The 15,940-nt window shown below is 70.3% G+C and carries 13 protein-coding genes and 1 pseudogene; all 14 read right to left on the reverse strand.

The features are described 5' to 3' along the window. Nucleotides 1-63: 63 nt before the first annotated feature. The 14 genes and pseudogenes from ACVJ1F_RS01020 to rpe all read right to left on the reverse strand — a co-directional run bounded on the left by ACVJ1F_RS01020 (nt 64) and on the right by rpe (nt 15,935). A complete protein-coding gene (locus ACVJ1F_RS01020) occupies nt 64-1,521 on the reverse strand; it encodes a glutamate synthase subunit beta (protein WP_456884193.1) in 1,458 nt (485 codons plus the stop codon). Next, nucleotides 1,514-6,091: a glutamate synthase large subunit gene (gene gltB / locus ACVJ1F_RS01025; RefSeq protein ID WP_456884194.1), complete on the reverse strand. Its 4,578-nt coding sequence runs from the start codon at nt 6,089-6,091 to the stop codon at nt 1,514-1,516. Before gltB ends, ACVJ1F_RS01020 begins: the two co-directional genes overlap by 8 nt. Before the next feature lie 288 nt (nt 6,092-6,379). Beyond that, nucleotides 6,380-7,381: a prolipoprotein diacylglyceryl transferase gene (lgt, locus tag ACVJ1F_RS01030; RefSeq protein ID WP_233568323.1), complete on the reverse strand. Its 1,002-nt coding sequence runs from the start codon at nt 7,379-7,381 to the stop codon at nt 6,380-6,382. Between the two features lie 86 nt (nt 7,382-7,467). Further along, nucleotides 7,468-8,283 carry a tryptophan synthase subunit alpha gene (trpA, locus tag ACVJ1F_RS01035; RefSeq protein ID WP_456884195.1) on the reverse strand — a complete coding sequence of 272 codons (816 nt, stop codon included), beginning with the start codon at nt 8,281-8,283 and terminating at the stop codon, nt 7,468-7,470. Further along, complete coding sequence (trpB, locus tag ACVJ1F_RS01040) at nt 8,280-9,488, reverse strand: tryptophan synthase subunit beta (protein WP_056045283.1); 1,209 nt, start codon at nt 9,486-9,488, stop codon at nt 8,280-8,282. Before trpB ends, trpA begins: the two co-directional genes overlap by 4 nt. 2 nt (nt 9,489-9,490) lie before the next feature. Next, on the reverse strand, nt 9,491-10,264 hold the full coding sequence (gene trpC, locus ACVJ1F_RS01045; RefSeq protein ID WP_123570085.1) for an indole-3-glycerol phosphate synthase TrpC: 774 nt from the start codon (nt 10,262-10,264) through the stop codon (nt 9,491-9,493). Beyond that, a pseudogene (locus ACVJ1F_RS01050) lies at nt 10,265-10,480 on the reverse strand (DUF6704 family protein); the annotation flags it as partial. Between the two features lie 144 nt (nt 10,481-10,624). Continuing rightward, nucleotides 10,625-11,269 (reverse strand): Trp biosynthesis-associated membrane protein, encoded by a 645-nt coding sequence (locus ACVJ1F_RS01055; RefSeq protein WP_267658060.1) that lies wholly within the window; start codon nt 11,267-11,269, stop codon nt 10,625-10,627. After that, nucleotides 11,269-12,801 carry an anthranilate synthase component I gene (locus ACVJ1F_RS01060; RefSeq protein ID WP_456884198.1) on the reverse strand — a complete coding sequence of 511 codons (1,533 nt, stop codon included), beginning with the start codon at nt 12,799-12,801 and terminating at the stop codon, nt 11,269-11,271. Before ACVJ1F_RS01060 ends, ACVJ1F_RS01055 begins: the two co-directional genes overlap by 1 nt. Then, nucleotides 12,794-13,210, reverse strand: a complete 417-nt coding sequence (gene hisI, locus ACVJ1F_RS01065) for a phosphoribosyl-AMP cyclohydrolase (protein ID WP_123570087.1) — start codon at nt 13,208-13,210, stop codon at nt 12,794-12,796. The genes ACVJ1F_RS01060 and hisI overlap by 8 nt, the downstream gene beginning before the upstream one ends. 86 nt (nt 13,211-13,296) lie before the next feature. Then, nucleotides 13,297-14,103, reverse strand: a complete 807-nt coding sequence (gene hisF / locus ACVJ1F_RS01070) for an imidazole glycerol phosphate synthase subunit HisF (RefSeq protein ID WP_456884200.1) — start codon at nt 14,101-14,103, stop codon at nt 13,297-13,299. 2 nt (nt 14,104-14,105) lie between these two features. Beyond that, nucleotides 14,106-14,945 carry an ATP phosphoribosyltransferase gene (gene hisG, locus ACVJ1F_RS01075; protein WP_123570089.1) on the reverse strand — a complete coding sequence of 280 codons (840 nt, stop codon included), beginning with the start codon at nt 14,943-14,945 and terminating at the stop codon, nt 14,106-14,108. Nucleotides 14,946-15,009: 64 nt separating this feature from the next. Further along, a complete protein-coding gene (locus ACVJ1F_RS01080; protein ID WP_043592769.1) occupies nt 15,010-15,273 on the reverse strand; it encodes a phosphoribosyl-ATP diphosphatase in 264 nt (87 codons plus the stop codon). Beyond that, on the reverse strand, nt 15,270-15,935 hold the full coding sequence (rpe, locus tag ACVJ1F_RS01085; protein WP_056045300.1) for a ribulose-phosphate 3-epimerase: 666 nt from the start codon (nt 15,933-15,935) through the stop codon (nt 15,270-15,272). Before rpe ends, ACVJ1F_RS01080 begins: the two co-directional genes overlap by 4 nt. Nucleotides 15,936-15,940: the final 5 nt, after the last annotated feature.

Below are 15,940 nucleotides of genomic sequence, written 5' to 3' on the forward strand. Positions count from 1 at the left end.
GGGGGGAAAGGGGGTGGGACGACTACAGCCCGACTCCCACCCTATTCCCGTCGGATGGCCGGATCAGACCGAGATGGACCGATCGGTGGGCTTCACCGGGAAGGGCAGCACGGTCTGGCCCTCGAGGTAGGCGTCTACGGCGGAGGCCGTGGCGCGGCCCTCGGCGATCGCCCAGACGATGAGCGACTGCCCGCGCCCGGCGTCACCGGTCACGAAGACGCCTGGTTCGCCCGTCTCGTAGGTGGCACCGCGCTCGAGGGAGCCGCCACCGTCGAAGGTGAGCCGCAGCTGCTCCTCGATGGTGTCGCGCTCGGGTCCGGTGAAGCCGAGCGCGAGCAGGACGAGGTCGGCGGGGACCTCGCGCTCGGTGCCCGCCTTGGGGACCCGTCGACCGTCGACGTACTCGGTCTCGGCGACGCGGATGGCCCGCACCTCGCCGACCTCGTTCGTCAGGAACTCGACCGTCGACGCGAGGTAGACCCGCTCGCCGCCTTCTTCGTGGGCACTCGACACCTCGAACAGCGTGGGGAACATCGGCCACGGCTGTGCCTCGGGGCGTTCTTCCGGGGGCTGCTGGCCGATCGCGAGGTTGGTCACCGAGAGGGCACCCTGCCGGTGGGCGGTACCGATGCAGTCCGCACCGGTGTCGCCGCCGCCCAGCACGACGACGTGCTTGCCCTCGGCCGTGATCTGGTCGGCCACCGTGTCGCCCGCTCCGGCCCTGTTCTGCTGCACGAGGTAGTCCATGGCGAAGTGGATGCCGGACAGGTCGCGTCCCGGGATCGGCAGATCACGGGGAACCGTCGCGCCCGTCGCGACGACCACGGCGTCGTAGCGGGCCCGGAGGTCGTCCCACGAGATGTCCCGACCGATCTCGACCCGGGCGCGGAAACGCGTGCCCTCGGCCTGCATCTGGGCGATGCGCTGCTCGATCTGCTTCTTCTCCATCTTGAAGTCGGGGATGCCGTAACGCAGCAGGCCACCGATGCGGTCCTCGCGCTCGTAGACGGCGACCGTGTGGCCGGCACGCGTGAGCTGCTGGGCGGCGGCCAGCCCGGCGGGGCCGGAACCGACGACGGCGACCGTCTTGCCCGTCAGGCGCTCGGGCGGGTGCGGGGTGACCCATCCGGCGGCGAACGCCTGGTCGATGATCGAGACCTCGACCTGCTTGATCGTCACCGGGGGCTGGTTGATGCCCAGGACGCAGGAGGACTCGCACGGCGCGGGGCAGAGACGACCGGTGAACTCCGGGAAGTTGTTGGTCGCGTGCAGGCGCTCGACGGCCTGACGGCCCTCTCCACGCCACATGAGGTCGTTCCACTCGGGGATCAGGTTGCCGAGCGGGCAGCCCTGGTGGCAGAACGGGACGCCGCAGTCCATGCAACGGCCCGCCTGACGTCGGAGCTCGCCGCTCTCCTGCTGCTCGTAGACCTCTTTCCAGTCCATGAGCCGGACCGACACGGGTCGGCGCTTGGGCAGCTCGCGGGTCTGCGTCTTCAGGAAGCCTTTGGGGTCAGCCACCGGTCACCTCCAGGATTCTCTTCCATGCTTCGTCGCCATCGGGGTCGAGACCCTCGTCGACGGCCGTCTGCCGGGTGGCGAGGACGGCGGCGTAGTCGCGGGGCAGCACCTTCACGAACTCGGCCACCGTGGCGTCGAGGTCGTCGAGCATGTGCTCCGCCACGGGTGACCCGGTCTCGGCGAGGTGCCGGCGCAACAGGTCGGTCAGGATCTCGACGTCGGCGCTGCCGAGGGGGTGGAGTTCGAGTTCACCCGAAGCAAGCGCCTCGGCGTTGACCCGTTCGGGCTTGAGCCGGTGCACGTAGGCCGTCCCTCCGGACATGCCTGCTCCGAGGTTGCGGCCCGTGTCGCCGAGGATGACGGCGAGACCGCCCGTCATGTACTCGAGCGCGTGGTCGCCCACGCCCTCCGCGACCGCGCTGGCCCCCGAGTTGCGGACCAGGAAGCGCTCCCCCACGATGCCCCGCAGGAACATGCTGCCCTGGGTCGCGCCGTAGCCGATGACGTTGCCGGCGACGACGTTCTCCTCGGCGGCGAAGGCGCTGCCGCGGGGCGGACGCACCACGACGTTGCCGCCGGAGAGGCCCTTGCCCACGTAGTCGTTGCTGTCGCCCTCGAGGCGCAGGGTGATGCCGGCGGGCAGGAACGCACCGAGCGACTGACCGGCCGAACCACTGAGGTTGATCTCGATGCTGCCGTCGGGCAGGCCGTGCTCACCGTGTCGCAGGGTGACCTCGTGCCCGAGCATGGTGCCGACCGCCCGCTCGGTGTTGCGGATCGGGAGGGTGATCTCGACGTGCCCACCGTTCTCCAGCACGTCGGCACTGCGCTCGATCAGCTGCACGTCGAAGTGCTCGTCGAGACCGTGGTCCTGCGAGGTGCGGTTGCGTCGGGGCTCGTCGTCGGAGAACGTCGGACCGACCAGCACCGGGGCGAGGTCGAGACCCGAGGCCTTCCAGTGGTCGACGGCGCGGTCGACGTCGAGGACGTCCGTCCGGCCGATGGCCTCGTCGAGACTGCGGAAGCCCAGCGCGGCGAGGTACTCGCGCACCTCCTGCGCCAGGAACTCGAAGAAGTTGACGACGAACTCCGGCTTGCCGGAGAAGCGGGCACGGAGCTCGGGATTCTGGGTCGCCACACCGACCGGGCAGGTGTCGAGGTGGCAGACCCTCATCATGATGCAGCCCTCGACGATCAACGGCGCCGTGGCGAAGCCGAACTCCTCGCCCCCGAGCAGGGCGGCGATGAGGACGTCGCGGCCGGTCTTCATCTGACCGTCGACCTGGACGACGACACGCTCGCGCATCCCGTTCAGCATGAGGGTCTGCTGGGTCTCGGCGAGGCCGATCTCCCAGGGCGTGCCCGCGTGCTTGAGCGAGTTCAGTGGGCTCGCACCGGTGCCCCCGTCGTGGCCGGACACGAGCACGACGTCGGCCAGGGCCTTCGTGACCCCTGCCGCGACCGCGCCGATGCCGGACTGGCTCACGAGCTTGACGTGGACGCGGGCCTTGGGGTTGGCGCGCTTGACGTCGAAGATCAGCTGCTTGAGGTCCTCGATCGAGTAGATGTCGTGGTGCGGCGGCGGCGAGATGAGACCGACGCCGGCCGTCGCGTGACGCGTTCGTGCCACCCAGGGGTAGACCTTCGTCGGCGGGAGCTGACCGCCCTCGCCCGGCTTGGCGCCCTGGGCCATCTTGAGCTGGATGTCGGTGGCGTGCGTCAGGTACATGCTGGTAACCCCGAAGCGCCCGGAGGCCACCTGTTTCACGGCGCTGCGGCGCTCGGGGTCGAGGAGGCGGTCGACGTCCTCTCCGCCCTCGCCGGTGTTGGATTTGCCGCCGAGGCGGTTCATCGCGATGGCGAGGGTCTCGTGCGCCTCCTGCGAGATCGAGCCGTAGCTCATCGCCCCCGTCGAGAACCGCTTCACGATCGACTCGATGGGCTCGACCTCGTCGAGCGGGACGGCCGGGCGGACGCCGTGCTTGAGCCGGAACAGCCCGCGCAGCGTCATCAGCTGCTCGGCCTGGTCGTCGACGAGTTTGGTGTACTCGCGGAAGATGTCGTAGCGGCGGGTGCGCGTGGCGTGCTGCAGCCGGAACACGGTGTCGGGGTTGAAGAGGTGCCGGGGACCCTCGCGGCGCCACTGGTACTCGCCGCCGGTGGCCAGCCGCTCGTGCGCGATGACGGAGCCGTCGCTGGGGTAGGCGCTCGTGTGTCGCTGCTTGTTCTCGGCCGCGATGACGTCGATCCCCACGCCTCCGAGCATCGACGAGGTACCGGTGAAGTACGTGTCGACGAACTCCTGGCTGAGGCCCACGGCCTCGAACGCCTGCGCCGCGGCGTAGCTCGACACCGTCGAGATGCCCATCTTCGACATGATCTTGAGAACGCCCTTGCCGAGAGCCTTGATCAGGTTGTGCACGGCGTCCTCGGGGCTCAGCCCGGTGATCATCCCGGCCCTCACGAGGTTCTCGCAGGTCTCCATCGCGAGGTACGGGTTGACCGCGGAGGCGCCGTAGCCGATCAGCGTGGCCACGTGGTGCACCTCGCGCACGTCACCGGCCTCGACGATCAGGCCGACCTTCATGCGGTTCTCGGTGCGGATCAGGTGGTGGTGCACCGCAGCGATCATGAGCAGCGACGGCACCGGGGCGAAGTCGGCGTTCGAGTCGCGGTCGGAGAGGACGATGAACTCGGCACCGGCCTCGATCGCGTCGTCCACCTCGTTGCACATGGCGGCGATGCGCTTCTCGAGTGCCCGCGGGCCCTTGTCGGCGCGGTACAACCCGCGGATGGTCGACGTCTTGCGGGACCCGGGGCTCGGGTCGATGTGCTGGATCTTGGCGAGCTCGTCGTTGTCGATGACCGGGAAGTCCAGGATCACCTGGCGGGCGTGCTCGGGGGTCGCGGCGAGCAGGTTGCGCTCGGGACCGAGACCCAGCTTGAGCGACGTGACCACCGACTCGCGGATGGAGTCGAGTGGCGGGTTCGTCACCTGGGCGAACTGCTGCGTGAAGTAGTCGAACAGGAGGCGCGGGCGCTCGGACAGGACGGCGATCGGCGTGTCGCTTCCCATGGCGCCCAGGGGCTCAGCGCCGGTCTTCGCCATCGGCGTCAACAGGATGCGGACCTCTTCTTCGGTGTACCCGAAGGTGCGCTGACGGCGGGTGACCGACGCCGGGGTGTGCACGATGTGCTCGCGCTCGGGCAGCTCCGAGAGGTGGATGCGCCCCTCGGCGAGCCACTCGCCGTAGGGCGCGGCCGTGGCGAGGTCGCGTTTGATCTCGTCGTCCTCGATGATGCGGCCGGCCTCGGTGTCGACCAGGAACATCTTGCCGGGGCGGAGCCGTCCCTTGCGGACCACCTTGGCGGGGTCGACGTCGATGACGCCGATCTCGCTCGCGAGGACCACGAGGCCGTCGTCGGTGACGAGGTAGCGGCCCGGTCGCAGGCCGTTGCGGTCGAGGGTGGCGCCGACGTGCGTGCCGTCGGTGAACGTGATGGCCGCGGGGCCGTCCCACGCCTCCATGAGCATCGAGTGGTACTCGTAGAAGTCGCGCAGGGTGGGGTCGATGTCGACCTGGTTCTCCCACGCCTCGGGGACCATCATCATGACCGCGTGCGGCAGGGACCGGCCGGTCAGGCTGAGCAACTCGACGACCTCGTCGAACGACGCCGAGTCGCTCGCCCCGGGGCTGACGATGGGGAGGATGGGCTTCAGGTCGCCGATGAGCTCGTTCTCGAGCTGGGACTGCCGGGCGCGCATCCAGTTGCGGTTGCCCCGGACGGTGTTGATCTCGCCGTTGTGGGCGATCATGCGGAACGGCTGTGCCAGCGGCCACGACGGGAACGTGTTCGTGGAGTAGCGCGAGTGCACGATCGCGAGTTTCGAGGCGAAGCGCTCGTCGCTCAGGTCGGGGTAGAACGGCTCGAGCTGAAGTGTGGTGACCATGCCTTTGTAGACCATGGTCCGGCTGCCCAGAGAGGTGAAGTAGGCCGAGAGCTTGCGCTCGGCACGCTTGCGCAGCCGGAACGCCTGGCGGTCGAGCGCGACACCGGCGAGCGGGACGCCGTCGGCGTCGTGGTGCCTGCTGGCGACGAAGAGCTGCTCGAAGGCGGGCATCGCGTTGCGCGCCAACGTGCCGAGTTCTTCGGGGCGCACGGGGACCTCGCGCCAGCCGAGGACGTCGAGGTGCTCGAGGTCGGCGATGCGCTCGATGCCCGTCTTCAGCTCGGAGCGCTCCTGCTCGTCGAGGGGCAGGTAGGCGATGCCCACCGCGTACTGACCGGCCGGCGGCAGGTCGAAGTCGACCTCGTTGCGCAGGAACTCGTCGGGCACCTGGCAGAGGATGCCCGCACCGTCCCCGGTGCCGGCGTCGGAACCCACGGCACCTCGGTGCTCGAGGTTCCGGAGGGCCCGCAGGGCGGTGTCGACGATGTCGTGACCGGGGGTTCCACGGAGGGTCGCCACCATGGCGAGGCCACACGCGTCCTTCTCGTTGCGCGGGTCGTAGAGGCCGCTGGCCTCGGGGACCGTGCTGAACTGCTGGTGTGCTGGCGTGAGAGCCATGGAATCCGTCCTCACGAAGAGATCCGACAGGGGGCGGGACGACGTCGGCCCGAGGTGCCTGACGGGGCCGGCTTCTGTGGTCGGCCCCGACTCGGCGGGAGAGGTCGGCTCGTGGCGACCGTGGGCGTGCACGCCGGCGGGAGGGGCCGACTGCGCTCGATCTTACGAGGCGCGGGTGCGTGCACGGGACCGTGTCGCGGGCGGATCGTTCGCACCGGGATGAGGTGGAGAGGATCGGGCGCCACGACGGTGGGGCGCCGGGCCCGCGGTCGTCGTGGAGTGGACGACCTAGGGACGCGGTGAGCGATCGGTGTTGTCGTCCGATGCGCCGACGGTGACCAACTCGGGTTCGTCGTTCTCCGTGTACGTGCCGTCGGAGTCTACAGCAGCCGCCCGCTCGCTCGGCGCACGGCCGGGCACGTAGGGGCCGGGGACCGTGCCGGTGTGGCGGCGGGAGGCGAGGACGAAGAGGACGATCCCGAGGACGATGGCGAAGAAGCTCATCCAGACGTTGGTGCGGATGCCGAAGAAGAGCAGGCTGGGATCGGTGCGGATCGACTCGAACCAGGCCCGTCCGATGCCGTACCAGACCAGGTAGAAGGCCAACGACCGACCCCACTGCATGGGGGCCTTCTTCTCGAGGAGCACGAGGATCGCGACGCCGGCGAGCATCCAGACGATCTCGTAGAGGAAGGTGGGGTGGAAGAGCGTGCCCTCGGGCAGGCCGGTGGGGTAGGCGGCGTTCGTGGACTCGATCTCGAGGCCCCAGGGCAGGTCGGTCGGCATGCCGAAGAGCTCGTGGTTGAACCAGTTGCCGAGACGTCCGAAGGCCTGCGCGACGAGCAGACCGGGGGCGAGGGCGTCGGCGAAGACCGTGAACCGGAGACCGGTGAAGCGGCAACCGAGCCAGACGCCGACGGCACCCAACAGCAGGGCGCCGTAGATGGCGAGGCCGCCCTCCCACACGAAGAGGACGTGGATGTACTGGTCGGGCGAGGAGAAGTAGTCCGCCGGGTGGGTGATGACGTGGAACAGGCGTCCCCCCGCGATGCCGAACACCACGGCCCAGATGGCCACGTCGATGACGATGCCCTTCTCCGCCCCCTGCCGGTTCAGACGGTGGTTCGTGATGACCACCGCTGCGACGATGCCGACGAGGATGCAGATCGCGTAGGCGTGGATCCGCAGCGAGCCGGGCAACGACGCCCCGAAGGTCGAGTTCAACCAGGCGGTGACGTCGAAGTACTGCCAGGCGGCCGACGGGCTCGGGATGCTCAGGGGAACGAACACGGGCGTGGTGCCTTTCGGAGGGGGTGCGGAGCGTCGGTCACCCGACGGGTGACGACTCTAGCGCGAGGGCGTCGGACCCGAGGGGGTCAGGAGGCGGAGGGGGCCGCGCCGGACGACAGGTCGGCGGAGACCTCGGCGAGGCGTTCGACCCCGCCGTCGGCGAGGGCACGGACGAAGGCCGAACCGATGATGGCACCGTCGGCGTAGTCGAGCACCTCGCGGACCTGCTGGGCCGTCGAGATGCCGAGACCGACGCAGGCGTTCTCGACGCCCACCTCGCGGAGTCGGGCGACGAGGGTGCTCGCCGCCGCGTCGACGTCGGTTCGGGCTCCTGTGATGCCCATCGTCGAGACGGTGTAGACGAAGCCGCGACTACTGGCCACGGCCTGCCGGAGGCGCGAGTCGCTGGACGACGGAGCGGCCAGGAACACCCGGTCGAGGTCGGCGGCCTCGGCCGCGGACATCCACGCGTCGGCCTCGTCGGGGATGAGGTCGGGGGTGATGAGCCCGGCACCGCCCGCGGCCGCGAGGTCGTCGGCGAACCGCTGGACGCCGTACTGCTCGACCGGGTTCCAATAGGTCATCGGGATGACGGGAGCGTCGACCCGGGAGGTGATCTCACGGATTGCCGTGAAGACGTCGCGCACGCGGAACCCCTCGGCGAGGGACCGCTGTGTGGCTGCCTGGATGACCGGGCCGTCCATCACGGGGTCGGAGTACGGGATGCCGAGTTCGATGACGTCGATGCCGTTCTCGGCCATCGCCACCGCGGCCTCGATGCTGGTGTCGAGATCGGGGAACCCGACCGGCAGGTATCCGACGACGGCACCGCTCCCGGCGTCTCGCCGGGCCCGGATCGCGTCGCCGACCTTGCTCGTCCCGGCGGAGACTGCGGCGGTCACAGCTGCTGTGCCTTCTCGTCGAGGACGCCGAAGTACCGGCTCGCGGTCGAGACGTCCTTGTCGCCACGGCCGCTGAGCGAGACCAGGATCGTCCAGTCGGGGTGCTCCAGACCGAGCTTGATCGTGCCCGCCAGGGCGTGTGCCGACTCGATCGCGGGCATGATGCCCTCGGTCTGCGAGAGCAGTCGGAAGGCCTGCATCGCCTCGTCGTCGGTGATCGGCTGGTACTCGGCCCGGCCCGACTCGGACAACCAGGCGTGCTCCGGGCCGACGCTCGGGTAGTCGAGGCCCGCGGAGATGGAGTGGCTCTCGAGCGTCTGACCGTCTTCGTCCTGCATGAGGTACGACTTGGTGCCCTGGAGGTTGCCGATGCGGCCGAGGGTGATCGACGCCGCGTGACGGCCCGTCTCGACGCCGTCCCCGCCGGCCTCGAAGCCGAACAACCGCACCGAGGGGTCGTCGAGGAACGCGTGGAAGATGCCCATGGCGTTTGAGCCGCCGCCGACGCAGGCCGTCACGGCGTCGGGCAGTGCTCCGGTCAGGTCGAGGACCTGCTGGCGGGCCTCTTCGCCGATGATCTTGTGGAAGTCGCGCACCATGGCCGGGAACGGGTGCGGACCGGCGACCGTGCCCAGCACGTAGTGCGTGGTGTCGACGCTGGAGACCCAGTCGCGCATGGCGTCGTTGATGGCGTCCTTGAGGGTGCGGGAGCCCGTCGTGACCGAGACGACCTCGGCTCCGAGCAGGCGCATCCGCGCGACGTTGAGCGCCTGGCGCTCGGTGTCGACCTGCCCCATGTACACGACGCACTCCATGCCGAAGAGGGCGGCGGCGGTGGCCGTCGCGACGCCGTGCTGACCGGCTCCGGTCTCGGCGATCAGACGGGTCTTGCCGAGCTTCCGGGCCAGCAACGCCTGTCCGAGCACGTTGTTGATCTTGTGGGACCCCGTGTGGTTGAGGTCTTCACGCTTGAGGATGATGCGGGCACCACCGGCGTGCTGGGCGAACCGCGGCACCTCGGTGATGATCGACGGCCGGCCCGTGTAGGTGGCGTGGAGAGCCGTCAGCTCGGCGGCGAACTCGGGGTCGACGGCCGCGGCCTTGTAGGCCGCGTCGAGCTCGTCGAGGGCGGCCACCAGGGACTCGGGGACGAAGCGACCCCCGAACGAACCGAAATACGGACCTGTCTCGTCGCGCAGTGCCATGGTCAGACCTCCAGGAAGCGGGTGATGGCGTCGGCGGGGTCGCCGTGGGTCACGAGGGCTTCGCCCACGAGCACGACGTCGGCACCGGAGCGACGGTAGTGGGCGACGTCGTCGGGCGACGAGACCGCCGACTCGGCGACGCGGGTGACGCCCGTCGGGATCGAGTGCGACAGGCGACCGAAGAGGTCCCTGTCGAGTTCGAAGGTCGTGAGGTCGCGGGCGTTGACGCCGAGGACGGTGGCACCGGCGTCGAGGCCGCGCGACACCTCGTCGGCGGAGTGCGCCTCGATGAGGGCGGTCATGCCCAGTTGCCTCACGAGGTCGTGCAATTCGAGGAGGCGAGGCTGTTCGAGCCCGGCGACGATCAGCAGCACGAGATCGGCACCGGCCGCCCGGGCCTCGAACACCTGGTACGGGTCGGCGATGAAGTCCTTGCGGAGGACGGGCACGTCGACTGCGGTGCGGACGGCCTCGAGGTCGGCGAGGGAGCCCTTGAACTTCCGGCCCTCGGTGAGGACGCTGATCGCGCTCGCTCCCCCGGCCGCGTAGGAGCGGGCCAGAGACGCCGGGTCGGCGATGGTCGAGAGGTGGCCCCGTGACGGGCTGGCGCGCTTCACCTCGGCGATGACCTTGACACGGTCGCCGGGGGCGAGGGCGGTGCGGGCGTCGAGTGCGGGCTCACGAGAGAGCGCCGCTGCCTCGACGGCGGCGAACGGGAGGGACTCGCGGCGTGCTGCGGCGTCGGCCACGGCACCCGCGTAGAGGTCGTCGAGCACCTAGTTGTGGGCCTTCGGCACGTAGCGGTGACCACCGACGCCGTAACCGGCCTTCTTGAGCACGAGACCGACGATCAGTCCGACGACGACCAGGCCGGCCGACGCCCAGACGATCCACGGGACGTCGAGGAAGAAGGCCAGCGTGCCGATGGCGAAGCCGACCAGCATGATGACGACGGCGGTCCAGGCGGCGGGCGAGTTGCCGTGCCCGAGGTCGTCGGCCGTCTCGGTGTCGCGGCCCTTCGAGCCGGAGTCGACCTTCGCGGGGGCGTTCGCGAGGGGCGCGTCGCCACCGGACGGGGTGCTCGTCGTGTTCGTGCTCACAGTGCTCCTTGGATCAGGTCGGTACGAGGGCTGAGTCTACCGGGTACGACCCGGCTCGGTGGGGCCCGACCCGCCCCCGTCGAGGTGCGCCGGGTCGTCGGTGGGATCGTCGCCGCCCGACAGCGCGTCCCAGGCGGCCGCCGGATCGGCCGAGGGATCCGCGGCGACCAGTCGCGTGGCGGAGTACTTGCGGGTGGCCTGGGGCCAGGCGCCCGCGAGGAGCACGGTGGCGACTCCGAGGAGCGCGGCGAGGACGCCGGCCACGAGCCCGAGCCAGGGCCAGGCCGTGGGCTCGACCGAGGAGACGATGGCCCGGATCGAGTCGGTGCCGTCGACGCCCGTGGCGGTCGTCACGGCGCTCCCCGAGGCGCGCACGGGGTCGGCCAGGGCGGTCGACGTCGTGACGACCACGCTGACGCCCAGTGCCACCTGGAGAACCCCCAGGACGACGCGGAAGACGCGGCCGGCGATCGTGAGCGCCCCGAAGAGCGCCAGGCTGGCCAGCGACAGGGCGGACAACGGCGCACCGGCGACGTCGCCGGCGACGTCGAGCGGGAGGTCTCCGCCCTGGGGGGAGGCGACGACGACGTGGAACCAGTCCTGCGTCCAGGACAGCAGGGCGAGTCCCGCGAGCAGGATGCCCCCGAGGATCGTCGTGAGCTTCAGGCGACGAGCGGGCATCAGCGGAGCCGTGCCATGGCGTTCGCGACCGCGACGGCACGCAAGGGGGCCGCGGCCTTGTTGCGCGCCTCCTGGTTCTCGGCGACCGGGTCGCTGTCGGCGACGAGACCGGCACCCGCCTGCACGCGGGCCACGCCGTCCTGCAACAGGACGGTGCGGATCGCGATCGCGACGTCGGCCGAGCCGGCGAAGTCGAAGTAGCCGACCACTCCTCCGTAGACCCCCCGCTGGGCGGGCTCGAGTTCGTCGATGATCTCGAGGGCCCGGGGCTTGGGAGCACCCGACAACGTGCCGGCCGGGAAGGTGGCACGGAACGCGTCGATGGCGTCCTTGCCGGGAGCGAGGTCGCCCTCGACGCTCGAGACGAGGTGCATGATGTGGCTGAACCGTTCGACCTGCATGAACTCGGTGACCTCGACGGTTCCCGGCGTGCACACCTTGAGCAGGTCGTTGCGGGCGAGGTCGACGAGCATGAGGTGCTCGGCGCGTTCTTTCTCGTCCGAGGCGAGTTCGTCGGCGAAGCGCTGGTCCTCGTCGGGCGAGGCTCCACGCGGCTTCGATCCGGCGATGGGATGCGTGTAGGCCCGCCGCCCGTCGACCTTGACCAGCGCCTCGGGCGACGAGCCCACGATGGTGTACGGCCGACCCTGCACGTCGTCGAGGGTCACCAGGTACATGTACGGGCTCGGGTTGAGCGTCCGCAGCACCCGGTAGACGTCGAGCGGCTCGGCCGTGACCTCGTGGTCGAAGCGCTGGGAGACGACGACCTGGAAGACGTCGCCGTCATGGATGAACTGCTTCGACCGCCGGATCGCCTGCGCGTACTCGTCGTCGGTCGAACGCCGGGTCGGCGTGGCCTCGATCGTCAGGTCGACGTCGGACAAGAACGCCTCGCTCGGGGCCGCGAGTCGGGATTGGAGGTCGTCGAGTCGGGACTGCGCGTCGGCCCACAGGACGTCGGGCTCGTGGGTTCCGTCGTTCAACGCGGTGGCGACGAGCAGGACGGCACCCGTGCGGTGGTCGAGGGCCACGAGCTCGGACACGAAGCTGAGCGCCTGGGAGGGCACCGTGAACTCGGCCGGCGGCGCGTCGGGAAGGTGTTCGAGCTCGCGCACGGCCTCCCAGCCGATGAACCCGACGAGGCCGCCGGTGAGGGGCGGCATGCCGTCGATGCGCGGGGTCGCCCACCGATGGTGCAGGGCGGAGAGCACCTCGAGGGGACGGCCGACGGCATCGCCCAGCGCCCGGTCGCGGTCGATGCCGTAGTCGATCCAGCGGGCCTCGCCGTCGTCGGTCGTGAGCACGCCGAACGACGAGACGCCGACGAAGGACCACCGGGACCAGATCCCTCCCTGGGCCGCCGACTCGAGGAGGAAGCTGCCGGGCCTGCCGTCGGCGAGCTTGCGGTACACCCCCACGGGCGTCTCGCCGTCGGCGAACAGGTCGCGGACGACCGGGACGACCCGATGCCCGGCCAGCCGCTCGTCGAACTGGGCCCGGGTCGTCGAGGTGCGGATCGGGGCGTCAGCCACGGAGGCCTCCGGTGGGGTCGGTGTCGCCGGACGGCAGGGACGAGGAGGCGGTGGCCGGCTCGAGCGGGTCGACCTCGAAACAGGAGTGCGAGCCCGTGTGGCAGGCGGCGCCGATCTGTTCGACCGTGACGAGCAGCACGTCGTCGTCGCAGTCGAGGGCGGCGGCGCGGACGAACTGCGCGTGGCCCGATGTGTCGCCCTTCCGCCAGTACTCCTCTCGAGAGCGGGACCAGAAGGTGACGCGCCCCTCGGTGAGGGTGCGGCGGAGCGCCTCGGCGTCCATCCACCCCATCATGAGCACGTCTTTCGTACCCTCTTGTTGGATGATGGCGGGCAGCAGGCCCGACGCGTCGAACCGGGCACGGGCGACGACGGGCTCGACCGTCTCACGCGTCAGCTGGTCGGTCATGGTGTGCTCCTCGATGCGATGCGATGCGATGCGATGCGATGCGATGTCGGCTGGTCGGCTGCGGCCCGGTGCGGTGACGGTCCGCCTCAGCGGACGACGGCCCCCGACCGGGCCAGCTGGTCCTTGACCTGGCCGATGGTGAGTTCGCCGTTGTGGAAGACCGACGCCGCGAGCACGGCGTCGGCACCCGCCTCGATGGCCGGGGCGAAGTGCTCGAGCCGACCCGCCCCTCCGGACGCGACGACCGGCACCCGGCTGAGCTCGCGCATGGCGCGGACGAGTTCGAGGTCGAAGCCCTGTTTGGTGCCGTCGGCGTCGATCGAGTTGACGAGCAACTCGCCCGCCCCGCGTTCGATGGCCTCACGCGCCCAGGCGAGCGCGTCGAGGGTCGTCTCGGTGCGACCGCCGTGGGTCGTGACGACGAAGCCGGAGGGGGTGCCGCTCGAACGCTTGACGTCGAGCGAGAGGACGACCGCCTGGGCTCCGAACCGGTCGGCGATCTCGCCGATCAGGTCGGGCCGCGCGATGGCGGCGCTGTTCACGCCGATCTTGTCGGCCCCCGCCGCCTGCAGCCGGGCGACGTCGTCGGTGGTGCGCACGCCGCCCCCGACCGTCAGCGGGATGAAGACCTGCTCGGCCGTGGCCCGGACGACGTCGTAGGTGGTCGACCGTTCGTCGACCGTGGCGGTGACGTCGAGGAAGGTGATCTCGTCGGCACCCTGCTCGTAGTACGTGCGGGCCAGCTCGACCGGGTCGCCCGCGTCGCGCAGGTCGAGGAAGTTGACGCCCTTCACCACTCGACCGGCGGCCACGTCGAGGCACGGGATGACCCGGACGGCGAGGGAAGCGTCGGCGGCGACCGCGCCGGGGACGACCGCGTCGTCGGCGGTCACGGCTACAGCCTCGCGGCGTGGATCGGGCTGACCAGGATCGCCCGGGCGCCGAGGTCGTAGAGGGCGTCCATGACCTGGTTGGTGTCGGACCGTGGGACCATCACGCGGACGGCTGCCCAGTCGCGGTCGTGCAGCGGGGAGACGGTGGGCGACTCCATGCCGCCGGCGACGGCGGTCGCGGCGTCCAGCTTGTCGACCGGGACGTCGTAGTCCATGAGGACGTACTGCCGGGCCACGAGGACGCCCTGCAGGCGACGGTGGAGGACCGCCAGACCGTCCACCTCGGCGTCGGACGAGATGAGGACGGCCGTCGACTCGAGGATGACCGGCCCGAAGATCTCGAGCCCGGCCGCACGCAGGGTCGCACCGGTCGACACGACGTCGGCCACGGCGTCGGCGACGCCCAGCTGCACGGCGCTCTCGACCGCTCCGTCGAGCGGCACGAGGGTCGCGGTCACGCCGTGGCTCTCGAGGAACGAGCCGACGAGACCGGCGTAGCTCGTGGCGACCCGGGTGCCCTGCAGCTGACGGAGGTCGGCGAAACGGCCGGGAGGGCCCGCGAAACGGAAGGTCGAGCCGCCGAAGTCGAGGGGTGCGACCTCGTGTGCCGGCGAGTGCGAGTCGAGCAGCAGGTCGCGGCCCGTGATGCCCACGTCGAGGGCGCCCGACCCCACGTAGGTCGCGATGTCGCGCGGGCGGAGGTAGAAGAACTCGACGCCGTTGCGCGGGTCCTCGACGTGGAGGGTCTTGGGGTCTCGGCGACCGGTGTAGCCGGCCTCGGCGAGCATGGCGGAGGCGGTCTCGCTGAGCGATCCCTTGTTGGGCACTGCGACGCGGAGCATGGGGTTCTCTGTCTGCTGGGGTGCCGCGCGAGCGGCGTGACGAACGGGGGTGACGGAGGCCGACTCAGAGATGTCGGTAGACGTCGGCCGGGGTGATGCCCTTGGCGATCATCATGACCTGCAGGTGGTAGAGCAGCTGGGAGATCTCTTCGGCGGTCGCGACGTCGCCCTCGTACTCGGCGGCCATCCAGACCTCGGCGGCCTCTTCGACGATCTTCTTGCCGATCTGGTGCACTCCGGCGTCGAGTTCGGCCACGGTGCCCGACCCCTCGGGCCGGTCGCGGGCCTTGTCGCTGAGCTCGAGGTACAGGTCGTCGAAGGATTTCACGACGTCAAGGCTACCGTCGCGGCGGCCGCCCGGAGTGCAGCGATGTTGTCGACGGGCGACCCGCCGTAGACGGCGGACCCGGCGACCACCGTGTCGGCACCGTTCTCGACGGCCGTGACGATGGTCTCGGTCGTGATGCCGCCGTCGACCTCGAGCCACACGTCGAGCCCGGAGGCGCGCACGGCCTCACGGGCACGGGCCAGCTTGGCCATCGTCTCGGGCATGAAGGACTGCCCGCCGAAGCCCGGCTCGACGGTCATGACGAGGATCATGTCGTACGCGTCGAGTGTCTGGAGGTAGGGCTCGAGGTCGGTGCCCGGCTTCACGGCGACGGAGGCGCGGGAGCCGTTGCTGCGGATGGCCTGCGCCGTCGAGACGGGATCGGACGCCGCCTCGGCGGAGAAGGTCACGGAGAAGGCGCCCGTCTCGGCGTAGCGGGGTGCCCAGCGGTCGGCGTCGTCGATCATCAGGTGCAGGTCGAGCGGTACGGGGCTGACCTCGCCGAGACGCTGCACGACGGGGAGGCCGAGGGTGAGGTTGGGCACGAAGTGGCCGTCCATCACGTCGACGTGAACGAGGTCGGCGGTCGAGATGCGCTCGAGGTCGCGCTCGAGGTTCGCGAAGTCGGCCGAGAGGATGCTGGGGCTGATGCGGATCGACACGGGAC

The sequence above is a fragment of the Frigoribacterium sp. 2355 genome (assembly GCF_054060695.1).

Excerpts from the sequence above, each read along its gene's own strand:
- gltB (WP_456884194.1), bottom strand. The coding sequence starts at position 6,091 with ATGGCTCTCACGCCAGCACACCAGCAGTTCAGCACGGTCCCCGAGGCC.
- trpB (WP_056045283.1), bottom strand. The coding sequence starts at position 9,488 with ATGGCACTGCGCGACGAGACAGGTCCGTATTTCGGTTCGTTCGGGGGT.
- ACVJ1F_RS01055 (WP_267658060.1), bottom strand. The coding sequence starts at position 11,269 with ATGCCCGCTCGTCGCCTGAAGCTCACGACGATCCTCGGGGGCATCCTG.
- hisI (WP_123570087.1), bottom strand. The coding sequence starts at position 13,210 with ATGACCGACCAGCTGACGCGTGAGACGGTCGAGCCCGTCGTCGCCCGT.
- hisG (WP_123570089.1), bottom strand. The coding sequence starts at position 14,945 with ATGCTCCGCGTCGCAGTGCCCAACAAGGGATCGCTCAGCGAGACCGCC.